Source organism: Neobacillus driksii (genome assembly GCF_013409995.1).
GTDB classification, from domain to species: domain Bacteria; phylum Bacillota; class Bacilli; order Bacillales; family Cytobacillaceae; genus Neobacillus; species Neobacillus driksii.
Genome location: NZ_JACCBX010000003.1, coordinates 31,437 through 45,783 on the forward strand (window position 1 = coordinate 31,437; position 14,347 = coordinate 45,783).

The following is a 14,347-nucleotide window of genomic DNA, read 5'->3' on the forward strand; positions in this document are numbered from 1 at the left end:
AAAAAAGATAAAATATTTTCAAAAAAGGACTACACAAATTTACTTTTTTTGATTATACTGTACTACAACAGATGAAAAGTTAATAAACTGTATTAAAAAAGGAGGAGAATTTTAAGTGTTAATGAATCCAGTTGAATTTTTCCGTACTTTGCCAAAAAAGGAATGTCCAGAATGTGGGCAGCACATCGAAGAACAGGCAGAAAGCTACTTAATGGAATGTGACCGCTGTTTAGCAAAAAGAGAAGAATAGACAGAAAATATTTTTTTGTTCACGCTGTACTACAACAAACTAAGGGTTAATAGACTGTATTAAAAAAGAGGAGGTTTTTTCAATGTTAATTAGTCCAGTTGAATTTTTCCGCACTTTACCAAAAAAAGAATGCCCAGAGTGTGGGCAGCATATGGAAGAACAAGCAGAAAGCTACTTAATGGAATGTGATCGCTGTCTAGCTAGTAAAGACGAATAGAACAAGTTACCATGCTCCCTATATCAGGGAGTTTTTTTGTTGCAAAATTAAGGAAGGAATAAACCCAATAGTGAAAGCAAAAGCTTAAAAAAGGAGGTGTTTGTAATGGGTAAGGAATCTAGTTCATCCGAGAAGAAACAAACATCCATACATGGAGGTATTTATCCTAGTGAAAAATATGTTCCTGGTGAGTCTGTTGATCAACATAAGGAACTTGAGGACGCAAATATCATGATAACCGGTGATGAAATTCGCCAACAGAATGAAAATTTGTAATTAAGGGAAGGTAAATGGATATGGATATTGTTGATATTTCTAGTGCTAAGCCTGGAGACGAAGTGTTTGTGATCTATCGAAATCCACATGTACCAACTGTTGCGAATATCAAACCAGCAGAAATTGTCGCTCACCCAAAAGATCCCAATGCACTTGCATTGTTCCTAAACGAGACCTTTCATGTTATTGAAGATGATGATGCTCTATTCCCTACTTCTGAATCAGCACAAAAGGCATTTGAGGGTCATTTTTTTGATTTTGGAGAAGAATAAAAGACTGTCATTTATTTTGACAGTCTTTTTAAATACTTTATTCTTTATATTTTCGGAAGCTCTCTAATTTCTGCAGCCATTTCGTTACCACACATTGGGCAAAGCAGGTCGTCCGTTACAAAATCCTTTCTCATCCAGCCGATACATGCATTATCCATACAAGAATAGATTTCAGTTTCAAGCATAATTACTTCAACTTCTTCATCCTTAGCCCTTTTACCATAAAAAATGGGAACCGCCTCCTTTTTTTATAGTATGTACCAAAAATGTCATTTTCATTGCTAAAAAAACAATCTTTACCATAAACAATATAAGGAAGGAATAAAATCTATATGAAAACGAACGAAAAAAAATTAACTGTAGTAGGAACTGATATTGAAGAAGTAAAGAGATTAAATAATCAGTCAGGCCTAAGTTATAACCAGGTGAAACAGCTGCTTGCAAAAAAATATGCAAATAAGAGTCAGCCTTCCGAGTAGGAAGGCTGACTTTTATTTATCCGTATGATCAATGATGATTTCACCATCATGCCTTTTGGCAAGTATCTTACTTTTCTTCCGGTTCTCTTTCGACTCAAAAATGATATCAAAATCATAATCAGCGGGGTAGAGTTCCTCAGCTGCGATATATAGTTTTATTCTTTTGTGATTAATGGCTATTTTTTCCCCTTTTACTTGGACAACATAGTTTCCCAGCTGATCAGGACCGCTATAAACAATCCCGAATTCATTTGTTGGGGAAACCCTCACATTATCCCCTTGACTGTATTGAATTATATTTACATCAGGATTTACAACAGTTTTTTTCCTATTCTTGTATTTATTAACAATGACTTGTTTTTCTAATTCCTTCTGTTTCCAACTATCAGTTTCTTTATTTTCATAGGTTTTCATTTCTTTATACGTGATTAAATGGGCTCTCTCAATGATTTTTGGATGAATTCCTAGCTTTAAAGCGATGGCAAACGCTTGACTCTCTCCTCCTCTGCCTATAATTAGCCGATAGGTGGGGCTGAGTGACTCAATATCGAATTCCATTGATCCATTAATAAATCCCGGATGTTCTTCCGCAAACTCTTTGATTTCACTATAATGTGTCGTGGCTAATAGCACTGATCCTTTGTGATATAGCTGTTCTAATATCGCAGTTGCAAGACCCATTCCTTCCCCTGGATCGGTTCCAGAACCAAGCTCATCAAGGAGAACTAGACTCTGGTCATTGGTATCCTTGAGGATCTCAATGATATTGACGATCCGTGAGCTAAAAGTGCTAAGATTCTCAGTTATACTTTGACCATCACCAATATCCACTAAGATACGCTGAAAAATACTAAGGTTACTTTCTTCGGAAGCAGGGATATGGAGACCGCACTGTACCATGAGTGTCAATAAACCTACCGTTTTTATACTTACTGTTTTCCCACCTGTATTCGGACCTGTTATGACGAGTGCACTTTTTCCTTCCATCATCTCTAATGATAACGGAACGGCCTTATCACCTAGGAGCGGGTGCTTTGCCTGCAGTAACTTTATCTGCTTCTCATCATTCACCTTAATTTTTGCGCCATTAATGGACCTGCTATATTTCGCCTTTGCAAACAAAAAATCATAATGGACCATGGTTTCGATAGCTATTCGAATTTGCTGCTCTTTCTCTTCAACGAGCCCCGTTAAGTAGGTTAGAACCTTTTGGACTTCAACATCCTCATCTGTTAAGAGCCACGTTAATTGTTCTTGATAAACAGCAATTTCTTCGGGTTCAATATATAAGGTTGAACCTGAAGCAGAAGTATCTAACACAGTACCTTTAATTTTATTTCGGTATTCCTTCTTAATAGGAATAACATATCTTCCATCTCTTTGGCTGACAACGTTCTCTTGTAAAAAGGTTTTATATTTGTTGGAGCGAATAAGCTGCATGGTTTTTTCTTTTAGCCGATCCTCATGAATAGCGATCTGTTTTCTTATCTTCAATAACTCTTTGGAAGCATAATCATCTACCCTTCCATTCCGGATACAACGTATAATTTCCTCTGCAAGGTCAGGCAGCTCCTTAATTGCTTCTACGTATGATGAAACTCTTGGTGCCAAATATTCTTTATCCTTCATGAACCGGCGCATCTTCCCGCAGCAATCTAAAAAATCATATAGCTTGGATAATTGATCAGGACACAGCGCAGTCCCTTTGTTTAATTTAGCCAAGATTTGCTCCATCCCGCCAAGTCCATGAACAGGAACACTTGAGCTCTTTTTGAGTATTTCAACTGCCTCAGAAACTTCATCTAACCATGCTTCAATTTGCTTTAGATGTGTTGATGGAGCTAGATTATAGATCTTTTCTTTCCCTTCATTGGTTAAAGCAAATTCCGCTATTTTCTGTTTAATTTCTTGTACTTCCAAAACTTTAAATGTATGAGTATTCAATGTTTTTCCCTCCAAAATAAAATAAAAATAGCCGCAATGAACAATGTCATTGCGGCTAAGCTAAATAAAACGAGTATTTGCTCGTTTTCATATACAGTATTTATCCATAAAAAAACTGTCTACAGGATTGTACACAGCAGCACGGAAAATCATGTATGCTTGGTATGCCCATTGTTCTTAACTTCATTCCAATACCGTACTCAAATAAACCTTCATTCATTATAAAAAATGAACAAGGCTGCACAGGAATGAAAATATCCAATTGATTGGATTAGTTAAGAACGACACCTAACATACAACATACTCCCTTATTTAGAAAATATTGACTCTTTTAAAGAATACAATAACCAGCAGTAATTGTCAAAATGAATTAATGTTAAACGATATCCCATTATTCGCTGTGTTAAACTGGGCTGTTGATTTGCGCTCCACTAAGGAAAGCTTCTTTGAATAATCATCGCAGTGGCAGGCGGTCTTTGCCTGTCACGAGGCGCTATGCTTTCCGCGGGCTCGCCCGTGAGCCTGTCTAGCTACAGCGCCTAGACCCTCGAGTCACTTCGGTCCTGACGATGAAGTCAAAGAGCGACTTCACCGCCAGGCCCTCCAGCGCTTGTCGGGTCTGAACAAGGCGCCTCCGCTTTTCCTTCTCCTCGGTCGTTCCGACCTGTGGGGTCTCACTCAGCTCGTGCATCCCGCAGGACTTTGAATTTACTCCCTCGAATAATCACCGCACGAAGAAAATGCGATAGCATTTTTGAGGATCAAGCGCCTTCCGCTCTAATCAACAGGTTTAAAAATCATCAGTCTACTTTAACACAGCCTTATTATATGCAGAATGTCAAAAATGTTTAACAATATCGACCTTCATTTGACTATTTCTTCATTTGTTTAACACTTATTATAAGAGTAGGTCAAATAAATAGAACAGGTGGGAGATATGACTACGGATACTCAAACAGAGAACCTTCTTACCAATGAATTAATCGAACTTTTACATTCTGCCGGAAGGATTATTGAAGTAAAAAAAGGATCGTTTCTATTTCAAGAAGGACAGCCTGCTTCTGAAATGTACCTTATCCTTTCCGGACGGATACAAATATCAAAAATGAATGCCGAAGGGCAAGAGCTATATTTACGCCTATGTTCTGAGCATGACATAATTGGGGAGTTAACCCTTTTTACCGAGGATCCCCGTTATATTTTTAATGCCAGAGTAACGGAAGACGGGCAAGTGGCTGGCATACAGTTAGACTCCCTCGAAAAAGCTTTATTTCAAAACAGCAATTTAGGCTATCAGTTTATCAGGTGGATGAATGATCATATTAGGAGGACAATGACTAAATTCAGAGATCTAGTGCTCTTTGGAAAAAAAGGTGCTCTCTATTCTACCTTAATTCGACTTTCAAACAGTTATGGGTTGAGCAAAGAAGATGGAATACATCTCACGGTACCTATTACTATACAGGATTTAGCACATTTCTGTGGTACCGCAAGGGAAATCGTCAGCCGGATGCTGACTGAGTTGAAAAAGGAGAAGATAATTTCTATTAACCATAAAAAAATAATTATTCATAATGTCGATTTTCTTAAACGTGAAAATGATTGTGAAAACTGCCCAGTTTCCCATTGTACGATTGACTAGATCGCACATTGCCAGTAAAAAGCTAGTTTGTTCACGGAATGTCCACATCTTTTTACAAAAAACTTCTTTATCTTTATAGGTAGGAGGGAGAAATCATGAAAAAAATCTATCTTATATGTAGCTTGGCAGTGTTCCTATTGATTACGGCTGGAATTTCTTTTTTTCTCATTCGAGATGCAAGTGCTAAAGTACCAGTTAATATCACTTTAGTGAACCAAAATGGAGAAACATTCAATTTTGGAGAAGATAAAAAACTAAAACTTGTGGAATTTATTTATACGAATTGTCCGGATATTTGCCCCACCACTACCCAAAAGATGGTGCAATTAAAGAATGATTTAGAAAAAAGCAATGTTTTCGGAAAAGAAATTGAGTTTGTTACGATTACCATTGACCCATACCGAGACACACCTGGAGTGTTACAAAAATATATGAACGCTTTTGAAATTCCTAATTCCAACAATTGGATTTTCCTAACGGGTGACCCGGAAAATATCAAAGCTGATCAGAAAAAGATTAGGGAAGTTGCAGAATCACTGCAGTTTCAATACAAAGACCCTGGTAATGGTCAATTTGTTCATACATCCTTTACCTATTTGATTGATGAAAATAATAAATACATTTCTAAGTTCCCAATGGGAGAAGAGTTTGATAAGCAGGAAGTCTATAAAGAGATTATGGATGAAATTGAATAAGAGAATATAAAAAAGCGGTTAGTCCTTGGGATTAATCGCTTTTTAATACCTATTTAATTCACGGAAGAAGGATACTTTTTTATTTGCTGTAGAGATAATAGGTAGTTGGACTTGGGTTTTGTTAAACTTGCTTTTATTCCCGCCTGTTTTAACTTATTTACGAGTTCAGTAAGTTGCTTTTTCGACATACTTCTCACCTACTTTATTCTTTCAATACTTCTTTAAATAATTCTACAACAAAAATATGAATAAAGTGTGAAAACTAGGAAAAAAAATTAGAAAAATTTTCTGCATTTTATTTTATATTCTCCTATTAAAATGTTCCATTCAACAAAGAATTCGCTCTTCACCTATTTTAATGGTATAATTAGTAGATATTTTGCTGTTGGAGGATATTATAGATGATAACTGTTAGTAACGTAAGTTTAAGATATGGTGACCGTAAGTTATTCGAAGACGTAAACATTAAATTTACTCCTGGAAATTGCTATGGTCTAATTGGCGCAAACGGCGCAGGAAAATCAACATTTTTAAAAATTCTTTCTGGAGAAATTGAATCTCAAACCGGAACGATTCAGCTTGGTCCAAACGAACGGATGGCAGTACTAAAACAGAACCATTTTGAATACGAAGAACACGAAGTTCTAAAGACCGTTATTATGGGGCATGCAAGACTATTTCAAGTAATGCAAGAAAAAGATGCCATTTACATGAAGGAAAATTTCACTGATGAGGATGGAATGAAAGCGGCTGAGCTTGAAGGTGAATTTGCTGAATTAAATGGATGGGAAGCAGAACCAGAAGCAGCTATTCTATTAAAGGGTCTAGGAATCGGCGAAGACCTCCATTATAAGAAAATGGCTGAATTAACTGGTTCAGAAAAGGTAAAGGTTCTTCTTGCGCAGGCCCTGTTTGGCAGACCTGATGTATTACTTCTGGATGAGCCGACGAACCACTTAGATATTAAGGCGATTCAATGGTTAGAAGAGTTCCTAATTAACTTTGAAAATACAGTCATTGTCGTATCACATGACCGTCATTTCTTAAATAAAGTTTGTACTCATATTGCTGATTTAGACTTTGGAAAAATTCAAATTTATGTTGGTAACTATGATTTCTGGTATGAATCAAGTCAGCTAGCTTCAAGACTGACTTCTGATGCCAACAAAAAGAAGGAAGAGAAAATTAAAGAGCTTCAGGCTTTTATTGCTCGATTTAGTGCAAATGCTTCTAAGTCAAAGCAGGCTACTTCTCGGAAGAAGTTATTAGATAAAATTACGCTAGACGACATTCGACCTTCCTCCCGTCGCTATCCATTCGTAGGGTTTACACCTGAACGAGAAATTGGAAATGATTTATTAATGGTTGAAGGATTAACAAAAACAATTGATGGCGTAAAAGTCCTTAATAACGTAAGCTTTTTTATGAACAAAGGTGATAAAATTGCTCTTGTTGGACCGAATGAAGTTGCGAAAACAACTCTTTTCAAAATACTAATGGGTGAAATGGAAGCTGACAGCGGTACCTTCAAATGGGGTATTACCACTTCTCAAGCCTATTTCCCTAAGGATAACTCCGAGTATTTTGAAAACAGCGAATTGAATCTGGTTGATTGGCTTCGCCAGTTCTCTCCAAAAGATGAAAGTGAGAGTTTCTTACGCGGTTTTCTAGGGAGAATGCTGTTTTCTGGTGAAGAAGTGCTTAAGAAAGCAAGTGTTCTATCAGGAGGAGAAAAAGTTCGTTGTATGCTTTCGAAGATGATGCTAAACGGAGCTAATGTTTTACTTCTTGATGAGCCTACAAACCATCTTGATTTGGAATCCATTACGGCATTAAACAATGGCTTGATAAACTTTAAAGGGTCCCTTATCTTTTCTTCACATGACCATCAGTTTATCCAAACCATTGCTAACCGGGTATTCGAATTAACTCCAAATGGATTAGTCGATAAACAAATGACTTACGATGAATATCTTGAAAATAGTGAAATTCAAAAACAAGTTGCAGAGATGTATAATCAATAAAGTAACAGAAAAGCGAGCATTCGATGCCCGCTTTTCTTTATTAGTCTTTCTTTTGTTTTCTGCGTGATGAAGAAGCTTCTCTTGTACCTGTCTCTGTTGTTGTTGTTCCTTGGCCTTCTACTTGTGGTGAAGCTAAGCCAATAGTGGATGGATCTTTTTTACGCTTTCCCATTGTAACACCTCCTTCTTTAGTTTTTGAAGTTAATCGTGAGTTATACAGAATAATTCACTGAAACTTTGGCATGATAATCTACAGGAGGAGGTGTTTTGTATGGCAAGAATTGGAGTAGAAGAATCCTTAACAGATGTTCTAGAAGCATTAAGGGAAAAGGGACATGATGTAGTTCAACTTAGACAGGAATCCGATGCACAAAATTGCGATTGCTGTGTTGTAACTGGCTTAGATTCAAATGTTATGGGAATGCAGGATACCTTTACAAAAGGTTCGGTTATTGAAGCTAATGGGATGAGTGCAGATGAAGTATGCCAACAGGTAGAAAGCAGACTTCAATAGGTTCAAACAACATAGGACAATGATGGATTAATACTTAAAACTGCCGCCCAGGCAGTTTTTTTCTTATTCAATACTTTTAGGAAGAATATTCATTCGGTATAATGATAAAAGACACTTTGATAGATTTTGAGAGGAAGTATTGAATGAAGAACCCTATTCTTGTTGGTTTGGTCATTTTTATGTTAATTGCCCTATCGGCATGTTCAACCAAAGACTCCCAACAGTCAGAACCAGTAGAACTAACCATTTCTGCTGCAGCCAGCCTTAATGAAGTATTAATTGAAATCAAAAAGAGTTTCGAGAACGAAAATCCTCAGATAAAACTTTTATATAATATTGGTGGTTCTGGTGCATTGAAACAACAGATTCTCCAGGGAGCACCCGTTGATCTTTTCCTCTCCGCTGCACATGACCCCTTTAATGAGCTAGCCCAAAAAGGATTTATTGATAAACAAACTCAGGTTGATTTATTAGGTAACCAACTTGTTTTGGTCACCAACAAAGAAAATCCTGCGAACATAAACGGATTTTCGGATTTAAAGCTTAGCCAGATTAATAAAATTGCCATTGGTATACCAGAATCTGTTCCAGCAGGAAAATATGCAAAACAAACACTCGAAAATCTCGGTCTTTGGGGACATCTCGAACCAATTGTTATTCAAACAAAAGATGTTAGGCAGGCTCTCACTTATGTAGAAACAGGAAATGTTGATGCAGGTATTGTATATATGACAGACGTATATGTATCTGATAAAGTAAAAATTGTCGCAACTGCAGATGAACAAACCCATGATTCGATTATCTACCCTGCAGGCATTTTAAAATCGTCAGCTAATAAAAAAGAGGCTGAACTATTTTTATCTTACTTACAAGGGAAAACAGCAAAAACTATTTTTGAAAAATACGGTTTTATAGTATTGGATTGATGATTATGTTTACTAGTGAATTCTGGTACCCTCTTAAATTCTCTCTCGAAGTTGCAGCAATATCTGTTATTATAGTGAGTTTTTTGGGCGTTTTTTTTGCCAGACTATTATACAACAAGAAATTCAAAGGAAAAATGCTTCTAGAAACTTTCCTTATGCTCCCTATTGTTCTGCCGCCTACGGTTATAGGATTTTTATTGATCTACTTTTTCGGAAGAAATAGCCCAATTGGTGCTTTTATTGAAGGTTTTTTTCAACATTCCATCATGTTTACTCCTTGGGCAGCCATTATCGCATCGACCACAGTTGCTTTTCCACTTATGTACCAAGCAGTAAAATTAGGCTTTCAATCGGTGGATAAAGATATTGAAGATGCAGCAGGGGTTGATGGTGGAAGCAGAATGAAGGTATTCCTATTCGTTTCCTTGCCATTGACACTTCCCTCAATTATCTCTGGACTGATTATGAGCTTTGCCCGGGCACTTGGTGAATTCGGAGCCACTTTAATGTTTGCTGGAAATATACCTGGAAAAACACAAACCGCACCAACTGCGATATACGTGGCAATGGAATCTGGTAACATGGGTTTAGCCTGGGCATTCGTTTTATCAATGGTCATCATTTCATTTCTTATGTTATTGATTTCAAATATCATACAAAAAAAGCCATGAAGAGGTGTTCTCTCCGTGGCTTTTTACAGTTTATTGTTTTTTTACCCATCTTTTTCTTACTCCAATCAGCAGTCCCGCGAATGCAAATACAATAATTCCATAAAAAATATTAATACTGCTCTTTTCACTTGATAGCAGTTTTTCCTTTGTCACCTTTATTGGCTTTGGTTCTTTTACTTCAAGTTGTATGGATTGTGAGACTTGACCGTTGTTTACTATTTCAAGCATTCCTTGCTCAGAAATGCTTTCTTCAGAAGTATTGACGTGCTCCGTAACAACAATATCATTTTTAGAATAATATTCTTTTTTATGAATAGTAAATAGCTCGTTTTGTTTGATAATACGATGTTTAAAACTAGAAAAACCGTATTCCATCAGCTTTACAGTGTCGTTATACGAAGCCTTACTGCTATCCGCTTTTAAGACAATTGCAGTCAGCTTTAAATTTTCATTTTCCGCTGTTGTTGCCAATGTATGCTTTGATTCATTTACAAAACCTGTTTTTCCGCCTGTAATACCATCTACAGGAATTTCGCCTTTTAACAGACGATGATGAGTAAGCAGTTTCGTTTCCCACGATTCACCAATCCACTCTAGCTCTATTGTTCCAAAAATCTCTTTAAAAACAGGGTTCTTCATTGCATAATTCGTGATTAAAGCTAAATCTAGTGCCGTTGTATAATGATTTTCATTAAATAATCCATTTGGATTGGTAAAATGGGTATTACTAACACCGATTTTCTCAACTAAATACTTATTGATTTTGTCAGCAAACAGTTCAACCGATCCATCTAAATGTTCTGCGATTGCTACAGCAGCGTCATTCCCTGAGTTAATTAACATTCCTTGAATCAGCTTTTTTAAAGGCACCCTTTCCCCTTCAACTAAATAAACTCTAGTCCCTTCTTCCTTTACCGCCCTAGCACTTACTGTGACAACATCATCTATATTTCCATTTTCAATTGCATAAATAGCTGTCGCAATTTTCGTCAAACTAGCAGGGTATAATCTTTCATTACTATTTTTACTATATAAAATGGCACCTGTTTCTGAATCTACTAGTACGGCAGCTTCACTTTTAATCTCTAGGGGCGGTTTTTCTGCTGCGTATACGTTAACTTGGTTTGATAAAATGAGCATTAAGATAATAAAAAATGAGACTAATTTTGACAATTTCAACATCCTTATTTTTCATTTATCATCTGATTTTATCAAAATATCATAGGAAGTAAATATTTATAGATGAACTGTTATTCTACCGAAAAGAGTTTGGAGTTATATTGAAATAATTGTAATAAACTTAATTTGAAAAAATTTAAAAAAAGAGACAAGTTTCCCTCCCTTGTTTGCATAAACATTAATTAGGACAAATTATTGGGGGGTTAATAATGAAATTTTTAGTATTAAAAAAAGATACACTTGTCTTTATTTTAGTAACAGCTTTCCTACTCGTTACTATTTCTGCTTGGTTTTTATTAAAAGCAGGAGATACCACAGTGTTTAATCAAACCGCTAATGAAGATATAAGAGAAATTCATATGGTGACTGTAGAGTATAACAGTAAAACGAAGGACGGAAAGGAAATTGAAGTATACCGCTGGGATCCAGGTACGATTCAACTGAACACAGGAGAAAAAGTAAACTTATACATTAGTGGTGTTAATGGGGAAGAGCACCCATTCCATATTGAAGGTACTGACATTAAGGGTACAGTCAAAAAAGGTGAAGAAACAATGGTCCCTCTCCAAATTGATAAAAAGGGTACCTATCGTTTAATTTGTGAAGTACATGGAGACAGAGACCATAATGGTCCAATGATTGCTGATATTATCGTCGATTAAAAGCAGGAGTTTATTCTCCTGTTTTTTTCATTCTTATTAGATGCCTGTTTCATAGGTTTTCACTATCAAGATGTTGATAACATCGTGTTTCTCCTATATAACAGAATGTATTTTTGTTCAAATAATTATAGTACAGACTTTTCGTATTTCGATATCCGTTCATAAAAAGTTCAAAAACAACCCCAAAAAACCCCTTAAAAACAAGACTTCACAATATGTTAACAATATCTATGCTTTCTTTCACAAAAAATCTGTTACACTCTAGTTAAGAAATAACAGCAACACTGTTATATTAAATCTTACACAAACTTACGAGGTGAAATAATCATGGAACAATGGAAAGCTTTTACAAAAGGAACTTGGACAAAAGAAGTAAACGTTCGTGATTTCATACTAAAAAACTATAATCAATACGAAGGTGACGATACCTTCCTAGCAGGTGCAACTGACGCAACAAACAAGCTTTGGGAACAGGTAATGGAACTTACCAAACAGGAACGCGAAAAAGGAGGAGTCCTCGACATGGATACTGAAACAGTGTCTACGATCACTTCTCACACTCCTGGTTACCTTAACGAAGAACTTGAAAAAGTTGTTGGAGTTCAAACTGACAAGCCATTTAATCGTTCTATGCAGCCTTTCGGTGGAATTCGGATGGCAAAAGCAGCATTAGAATCATATGGATACGAATTAAATCCAGAAATTGAAAGATGCTTTACAGATTTCCGCAAAACTCACAACCAAGGGGTTTTTGATGCATATACGGACGAAATGATGCTAGCACGTAAAGCAGCTATTATCACCGGTCTTCCAGATGCCTACGGCCGCGGTCGTATTATCGGTGACTATCGTCGTGTTGCACTATATGGTGTAGATTTCTTGATCAAGCAAAAACAACAAGATCAAAAAACTACAAGCAAGGTAATGACTGAAGACAATATGCGTCTTCGTGAAGAAATTGCCGAGCAAATTCGTGCATTAAAAGAATTAAAAGAAATGGCAAGCAGCCATGGCTTTGATATCTCGCAGCCGGCAACAACTGCGGCTGAAGCATTCCAATGGTTATATTTCGGTTACTTAGCGGCTATCAAAGAACAAAACGGTGCTGCAATGAGTCTTGGACGTGTATCTACTTTCTTAGATATTTATGTAGAAAGAGACCTTTTAAATGGCACTTTAACTGAAGAAGAAGCACAGGAATTAGTTGACCATTTTGTTATGAAGCTCCGTTTAGTAAAATTTGCTCGTACACCTGATTATAATGAATTATTCTCTGGTGATCCAACTTGGGTAACTGAGTCAATCGGCGGTATGGCTCAAGATGGACGTTCTCTTGTTACAAAGAACTCTTTCCGTTTTCTACACACGTTAGACAATTTAGGACCAGCTCCAGAACCAAACTTAACAGTATTATGGTCACCACAGCTGCCTGAAAACTTTAAAAAATATTGTGCAAAAATGTCAATTAAAACAAGCTCTATCCAATATGAAAATGATGATATCATGCGTCCAGAATATGGCGATGATTATGGTATTGCTTGCTGTGTATCCGCTATGGAGATTGGTAAACAAATGCAGTTCTTCGGTGCTCGTGCGAACCTTGCAAAAGCACTTCTCTACTCCATCAACGGTGGTGTGGATGAAAAATTAAAAATTCAAGTGGGACCACAATACCAGCCTATTACAGCTGACGTATTAAATTATGAAGAAGTTATGCAGAAGTTTGATCAAATGATGGAATGGCTTGCAGGTCTTTATATTAACACCTTAAATGTTATCCACTATATGCATGATAAGTATAGCTATGAAAGAATTGAAATGGCCTTACACGACACACAGATCCTACGTACAATGGCAACAGGTATTGCTGGATTGAGCGTTGTGGCAGACTCCTTAAGTGCAATTAAATACGGCGGAGTGAAAGTAATTCGTGATGAAAATGGTCTTGCTGTTGATTTCGAAATTATTGGCGACTTCCCTAAATACGGAAATAATGATGACCGTGTTGACAGTATTGCGGTTGAAATCGTTGAAACCTTCATGAAAAAGTTACGTAAGCACCAAACTTACCGTAATTCTGTTCATACGATGTCCATCTTGACGATTACATCAAACGTCGTATATGGTAAAAAGACTGGTAACACACCAGATGGACGCCGTGCTGGCGAACCATTCGCTCCTGGTGCAAACCCAATGCATGGCCGTGACACAAAAGGTACACTTGCTTCTCTATCTTCTGTTGCTAAACTGCCTTACAGCTCTGCAATGGATGGAATTTCAAATACTTTCTCTATCGTTCCTAAAGCATTAGGTAAAGAAGAAGAAAGCCAGGTCCGTAACTTAGTATCAATTTTAGACGGATATGCGATTAAAACTGGTCACCATCTGAATGTTAACGTATTTAATAAAGAAACATTAATGGATGCAATGGAACATCCAGAATTATATCCACAATTAACTATACGTGTTTCTGGATATGCGGTTAACTTTATCAAATTAACAAAAGAACAGCAACTAGACGTTATTAACCGTACTTTCCACGAATCACTGTAAACTATACATTGGAGTTCCTTACTAAGGAGCTCCTGCTTTAAAA

At 36.6% G+C, this 14,347-nt stretch carries 17 protein-coding genes; 13 read left to right on the top strand and 4 right to left on the bottom strand.

Annotated elements, in window-relative coordinates; translation table 11 throughout:
• Nucleotides 1-115 precede the first annotated feature (115 nt).
• From yhfH (F4694_RS06305) to F4694_RS06320, 4 genes are all read left to right on the top strand, one after another.
• The gene (yhfH, locus tag F4694_RS06305) at nt 116-250 is read left to right on the top strand and encodes a protein YhfH (protein ID WP_179596063.1); all 135 of its coding nucleotides are present in this window, start codon (nt 116-118) and stop codon (nt 248-250) included.
• Nucleotides 251-332: 82 nt separating this feature from the next.
• The gene (yhfH, locus tag F4694_RS06310) at nt 333-467 is read left to right on the top strand and encodes a protein YhfH (protein WP_179596064.1); all 135 of its coding nucleotides are present in this window, start codon (nt 333-335) and stop codon (nt 465-467) included.
• Nucleotides 468-572: 105 nt separating this feature from the next.
• Entirely contained in the window at nt 573-743 is a 171-nt protein-coding gene (locus F4694_RS06315) for a hypothetical protein (RefSeq protein WP_179596065.1), read from the top strand.
• A 20-nt stretch (nt 744-763) separates the two neighbouring features.
• Nucleotides 764-1,015 (top strand): transcriptional regulator SplA domain-containing protein, encoded by a 252-nt coding sequence (locus F4694_RS06320; RefSeq protein WP_179596066.1) that lies wholly within the window; start codon nt 764-766, stop codon nt 1,013-1,015.
• A gap of 44 nt (nt 1,016-1,059) precedes the next feature.
• Here F4694_RS06320 and F4694_RS06325 read toward each other — a convergent pair whose 3' ends face one another.
• The gene (locus F4694_RS06325; protein WP_179597069.1) at nt 1,060-1,245 is read right to left on the bottom strand and encodes a cold-inducible protein YdjO-related protein; all 186 of its coding nucleotides are present in this window, start codon (nt 1,243-1,245) and stop codon (nt 1,060-1,062) included.
• 102 nt (nt 1,246-1,347) lie between these two features.
• On the opposite strand from F4694_RS06325, the gene F4694_RS06330 reads away from it, so the two are divergent.
• On the top strand, nt 1,348-1,494 hold the full coding sequence (locus F4694_RS06330) for a hypothetical protein (protein ID WP_179596067.1): 147 nt from the start codon (nt 1,348-1,350) through the stop codon (nt 1,492-1,494).
• A 12-nt stretch (nt 1,495-1,506) separates the two neighbouring features.
• Here the strand turns inward: F4694_RS06330 and F4694_RS06335 are convergent, their stop codons facing one another.
• Entirely contained in the window at nt 1,507-3,438 is a 1,932-nt protein-coding gene (locus tag F4694_RS06335) for an endonuclease MutS2 (protein WP_179596068.1), read from the bottom strand.
• Between the two features lie 937 nt (nt 3,439-4,375).
• Between F4694_RS06335 and F4694_RS06340 the strand changes: the two genes are divergently transcribed.
• From F4694_RS06340 to F4694_RS06350, 3 genes are all read left to right on the top strand, one after another.
• Complete coding sequence (locus tag F4694_RS06340; protein ID WP_179596069.1) at nt 4,376-5,080, top strand: Crp/Fnr family transcriptional regulator; 705 nt, start codon at nt 4,376-4,378, stop codon at nt 5,078-5,080.
• A gap of 95 nt (nt 5,081-5,175) precedes the next feature.
• Nucleotides 5,176-5,775 (top strand): SCO family protein, encoded by a 600-nt coding sequence (locus tag F4694_RS06345; protein WP_179596070.1) that lies wholly within the window; start codon nt 5,176-5,178, stop codon nt 5,773-5,775.
• 401 nt (nt 5,776-6,176) lie between these two features.
• Complete coding sequence (locus tag F4694_RS06350) at nt 6,177-7,799, top strand: ABC-F family ATP-binding cassette domain-containing protein (protein WP_179596071.1); 1,623 nt, start codon at nt 6,177-6,179, stop codon at nt 7,797-7,799.
• A 40-nt stretch (nt 7,800-7,839) separates the two neighbouring features.
• Here the strand turns inward: F4694_RS06350 and F4694_RS06355 are convergent, their stop codons facing one another.
• On the bottom strand, nt 7,840-7,971 hold the full coding sequence (locus F4694_RS06355) for a YuzL family protein (RefSeq protein ID WP_133367054.1): 132 nt from the start codon (nt 7,969-7,971) through the stop codon (nt 7,840-7,842).
• A gap of 99 nt (nt 7,972-8,070) precedes the next feature.
• Here F4694_RS06355 and F4694_RS06360 point away from each other — a divergent pair, with 99 nt between their 5' ends.
• From F4694_RS06360 to modB, 3 genes are all read left to right on the top strand, one after another.
• Nucleotides 8,071-8,313, top strand: coding sequence for a YkuS family protein (locus F4694_RS06360; RefSeq protein WP_179596072.1), 243 nt, complete (start codon nt 8,071-8,073; stop codon nt 8,311-8,313).
• 143 nt (nt 8,314-8,456) lie between these two features.
• Nucleotides 8,457-9,239 (top strand): molybdate ABC transporter substrate-binding protein, encoded by a 783-nt coding sequence (gene modA, locus F4694_RS06365; RefSeq protein WP_179596073.1) that lies wholly within the window; start codon nt 8,457-8,459, stop codon nt 9,237-9,239.
• Nucleotides 9,240-9,244: 5 nt separating this feature from the next.
• Nucleotides 9,245-9,910: a molybdate ABC transporter permease subunit gene (modB, locus tag F4694_RS06370; RefSeq protein WP_179596074.1), complete on the top strand. Its 666-nt coding sequence runs from the start codon at nt 9,245-9,247 to the stop codon at nt 9,908-9,910.
• Nucleotides 9,911-9,940: 30 nt separating this feature from the next.
• Here the strand turns inward: modB and F4694_RS06375 are convergent, their stop codons facing one another.
• Nucleotides 9,941-11,083 carry a D-alanyl-D-alanine carboxypeptidase family protein gene (locus F4694_RS06375; RefSeq protein WP_374757411.1) on the bottom strand — a complete coding sequence of 381 codons (1,143 nt, stop codon included), beginning with the start codon at nt 11,081-11,083 and terminating at the stop codon, nt 9,941-9,943.
• Nucleotides 11,084-11,298: 215 nt separating this feature from the next.
• Between F4694_RS06375 and F4694_RS06380 the strand changes: the two genes are divergently transcribed.
• Together F4694_RS06380 and pflB are read left to right on the top strand one after the other, a co-directional pair.
• Entirely contained in the window at nt 11,299-11,751 is a 453-nt protein-coding gene (locus F4694_RS06380) for a cupredoxin domain-containing protein (protein WP_179596076.1), read from the top strand.
• Between the two features lie 327 nt (nt 11,752-12,078).
• Nucleotides 12,079-14,304 carry a formate C-acetyltransferase gene (gene pflB, locus F4694_RS06385; protein ID WP_179596077.1) on the top strand — a complete coding sequence of 742 codons (2,226 nt, stop codon included), beginning with the start codon at nt 12,079-12,081 and terminating at the stop codon, nt 14,302-14,304.
• Nucleotides 14,305-14,347: the final 43 nt, after the last annotated feature.

Bases quoted from the DNA above. Each gene is read 5' to 3' on its own strand.
- yhfH (WP_179596064.1), top strand. From the start codon at position 333: ATGTTAATTAGTCCAGTTGAATTTTTCCGCACTTTACCAAAAAAAGAA.
- F4694_RS06315 (WP_179596065.1), top strand. From the start codon at position 573: ATGGGTAAGGAATCTAGTTCATCCGAGAAGAAACAAACATCCATACAT.
- F4694_RS06320 (WP_179596066.1), top strand. From the start codon at position 764: ATGGATATTGTTGATATTTCTAGTGCTAAGCCTGGAGACGAAGTGTTT.
- F4694_RS06330 (WP_179596067.1), top strand. From the start codon at position 1,348: ATGAAAACGAACGAAAAAAAATTAACTGTAGTAGGAACTGATATTGAA.
- F4694_RS06340 (WP_179596069.1), top strand. From the start codon at position 4,376: ATGACTACGGATACTCAAACAGAGAACCTTCTTACCAATGAATTAATC.
- F4694_RS06345 (WP_179596070.1), top strand. From the start codon at position 5,176: ATGAAAAAAATCTATCTTATATGTAGCTTGGCAGTGTTCCTATTGATT.
- F4694_RS06350 (WP_179596071.1), top strand. From the start codon at position 6,177: ATGATAACTGTTAGTAACGTAAGTTTAAGATATGGTGACCGTAAGTTA.
- F4694_RS06355 (WP_133367054.1), bottom strand. From the start codon at position 7,971: ATGGGAAAGCGTAAAAAAGATCCATCCACTATTGGCTTAGCTTCACCA.
- F4694_RS06360 (WP_179596072.1), top strand. From the start codon at position 8,071: ATGGCAAGAATTGGAGTAGAAGAATCCTTAACAGATGTTCTAGAAGCA.
- modA (WP_179596073.1), top strand. From the start codon at position 8,457: ATGAAGAACCCTATTCTTGTTGGTTTGGTCATTTTTATGTTAATTGCC.
- modB (WP_179596074.1), top strand. From the start codon at position 9,245: ATGTTTACTAGTGAATTCTGGTACCCTCTTAAATTCTCTCTCGAAGTT.
- F4694_RS06380 (WP_179596076.1), top strand. From the start codon at position 11,299: ATGAAATTTTTAGTATTAAAAAAAGATACACTTGTCTTTATTTTAGTA.
- pflB (WP_179596077.1), top strand. From the start codon at position 12,079: ATGGAACAATGGAAAGCTTTTACAAAAGGAACTTGGACAAAAGAAGTA.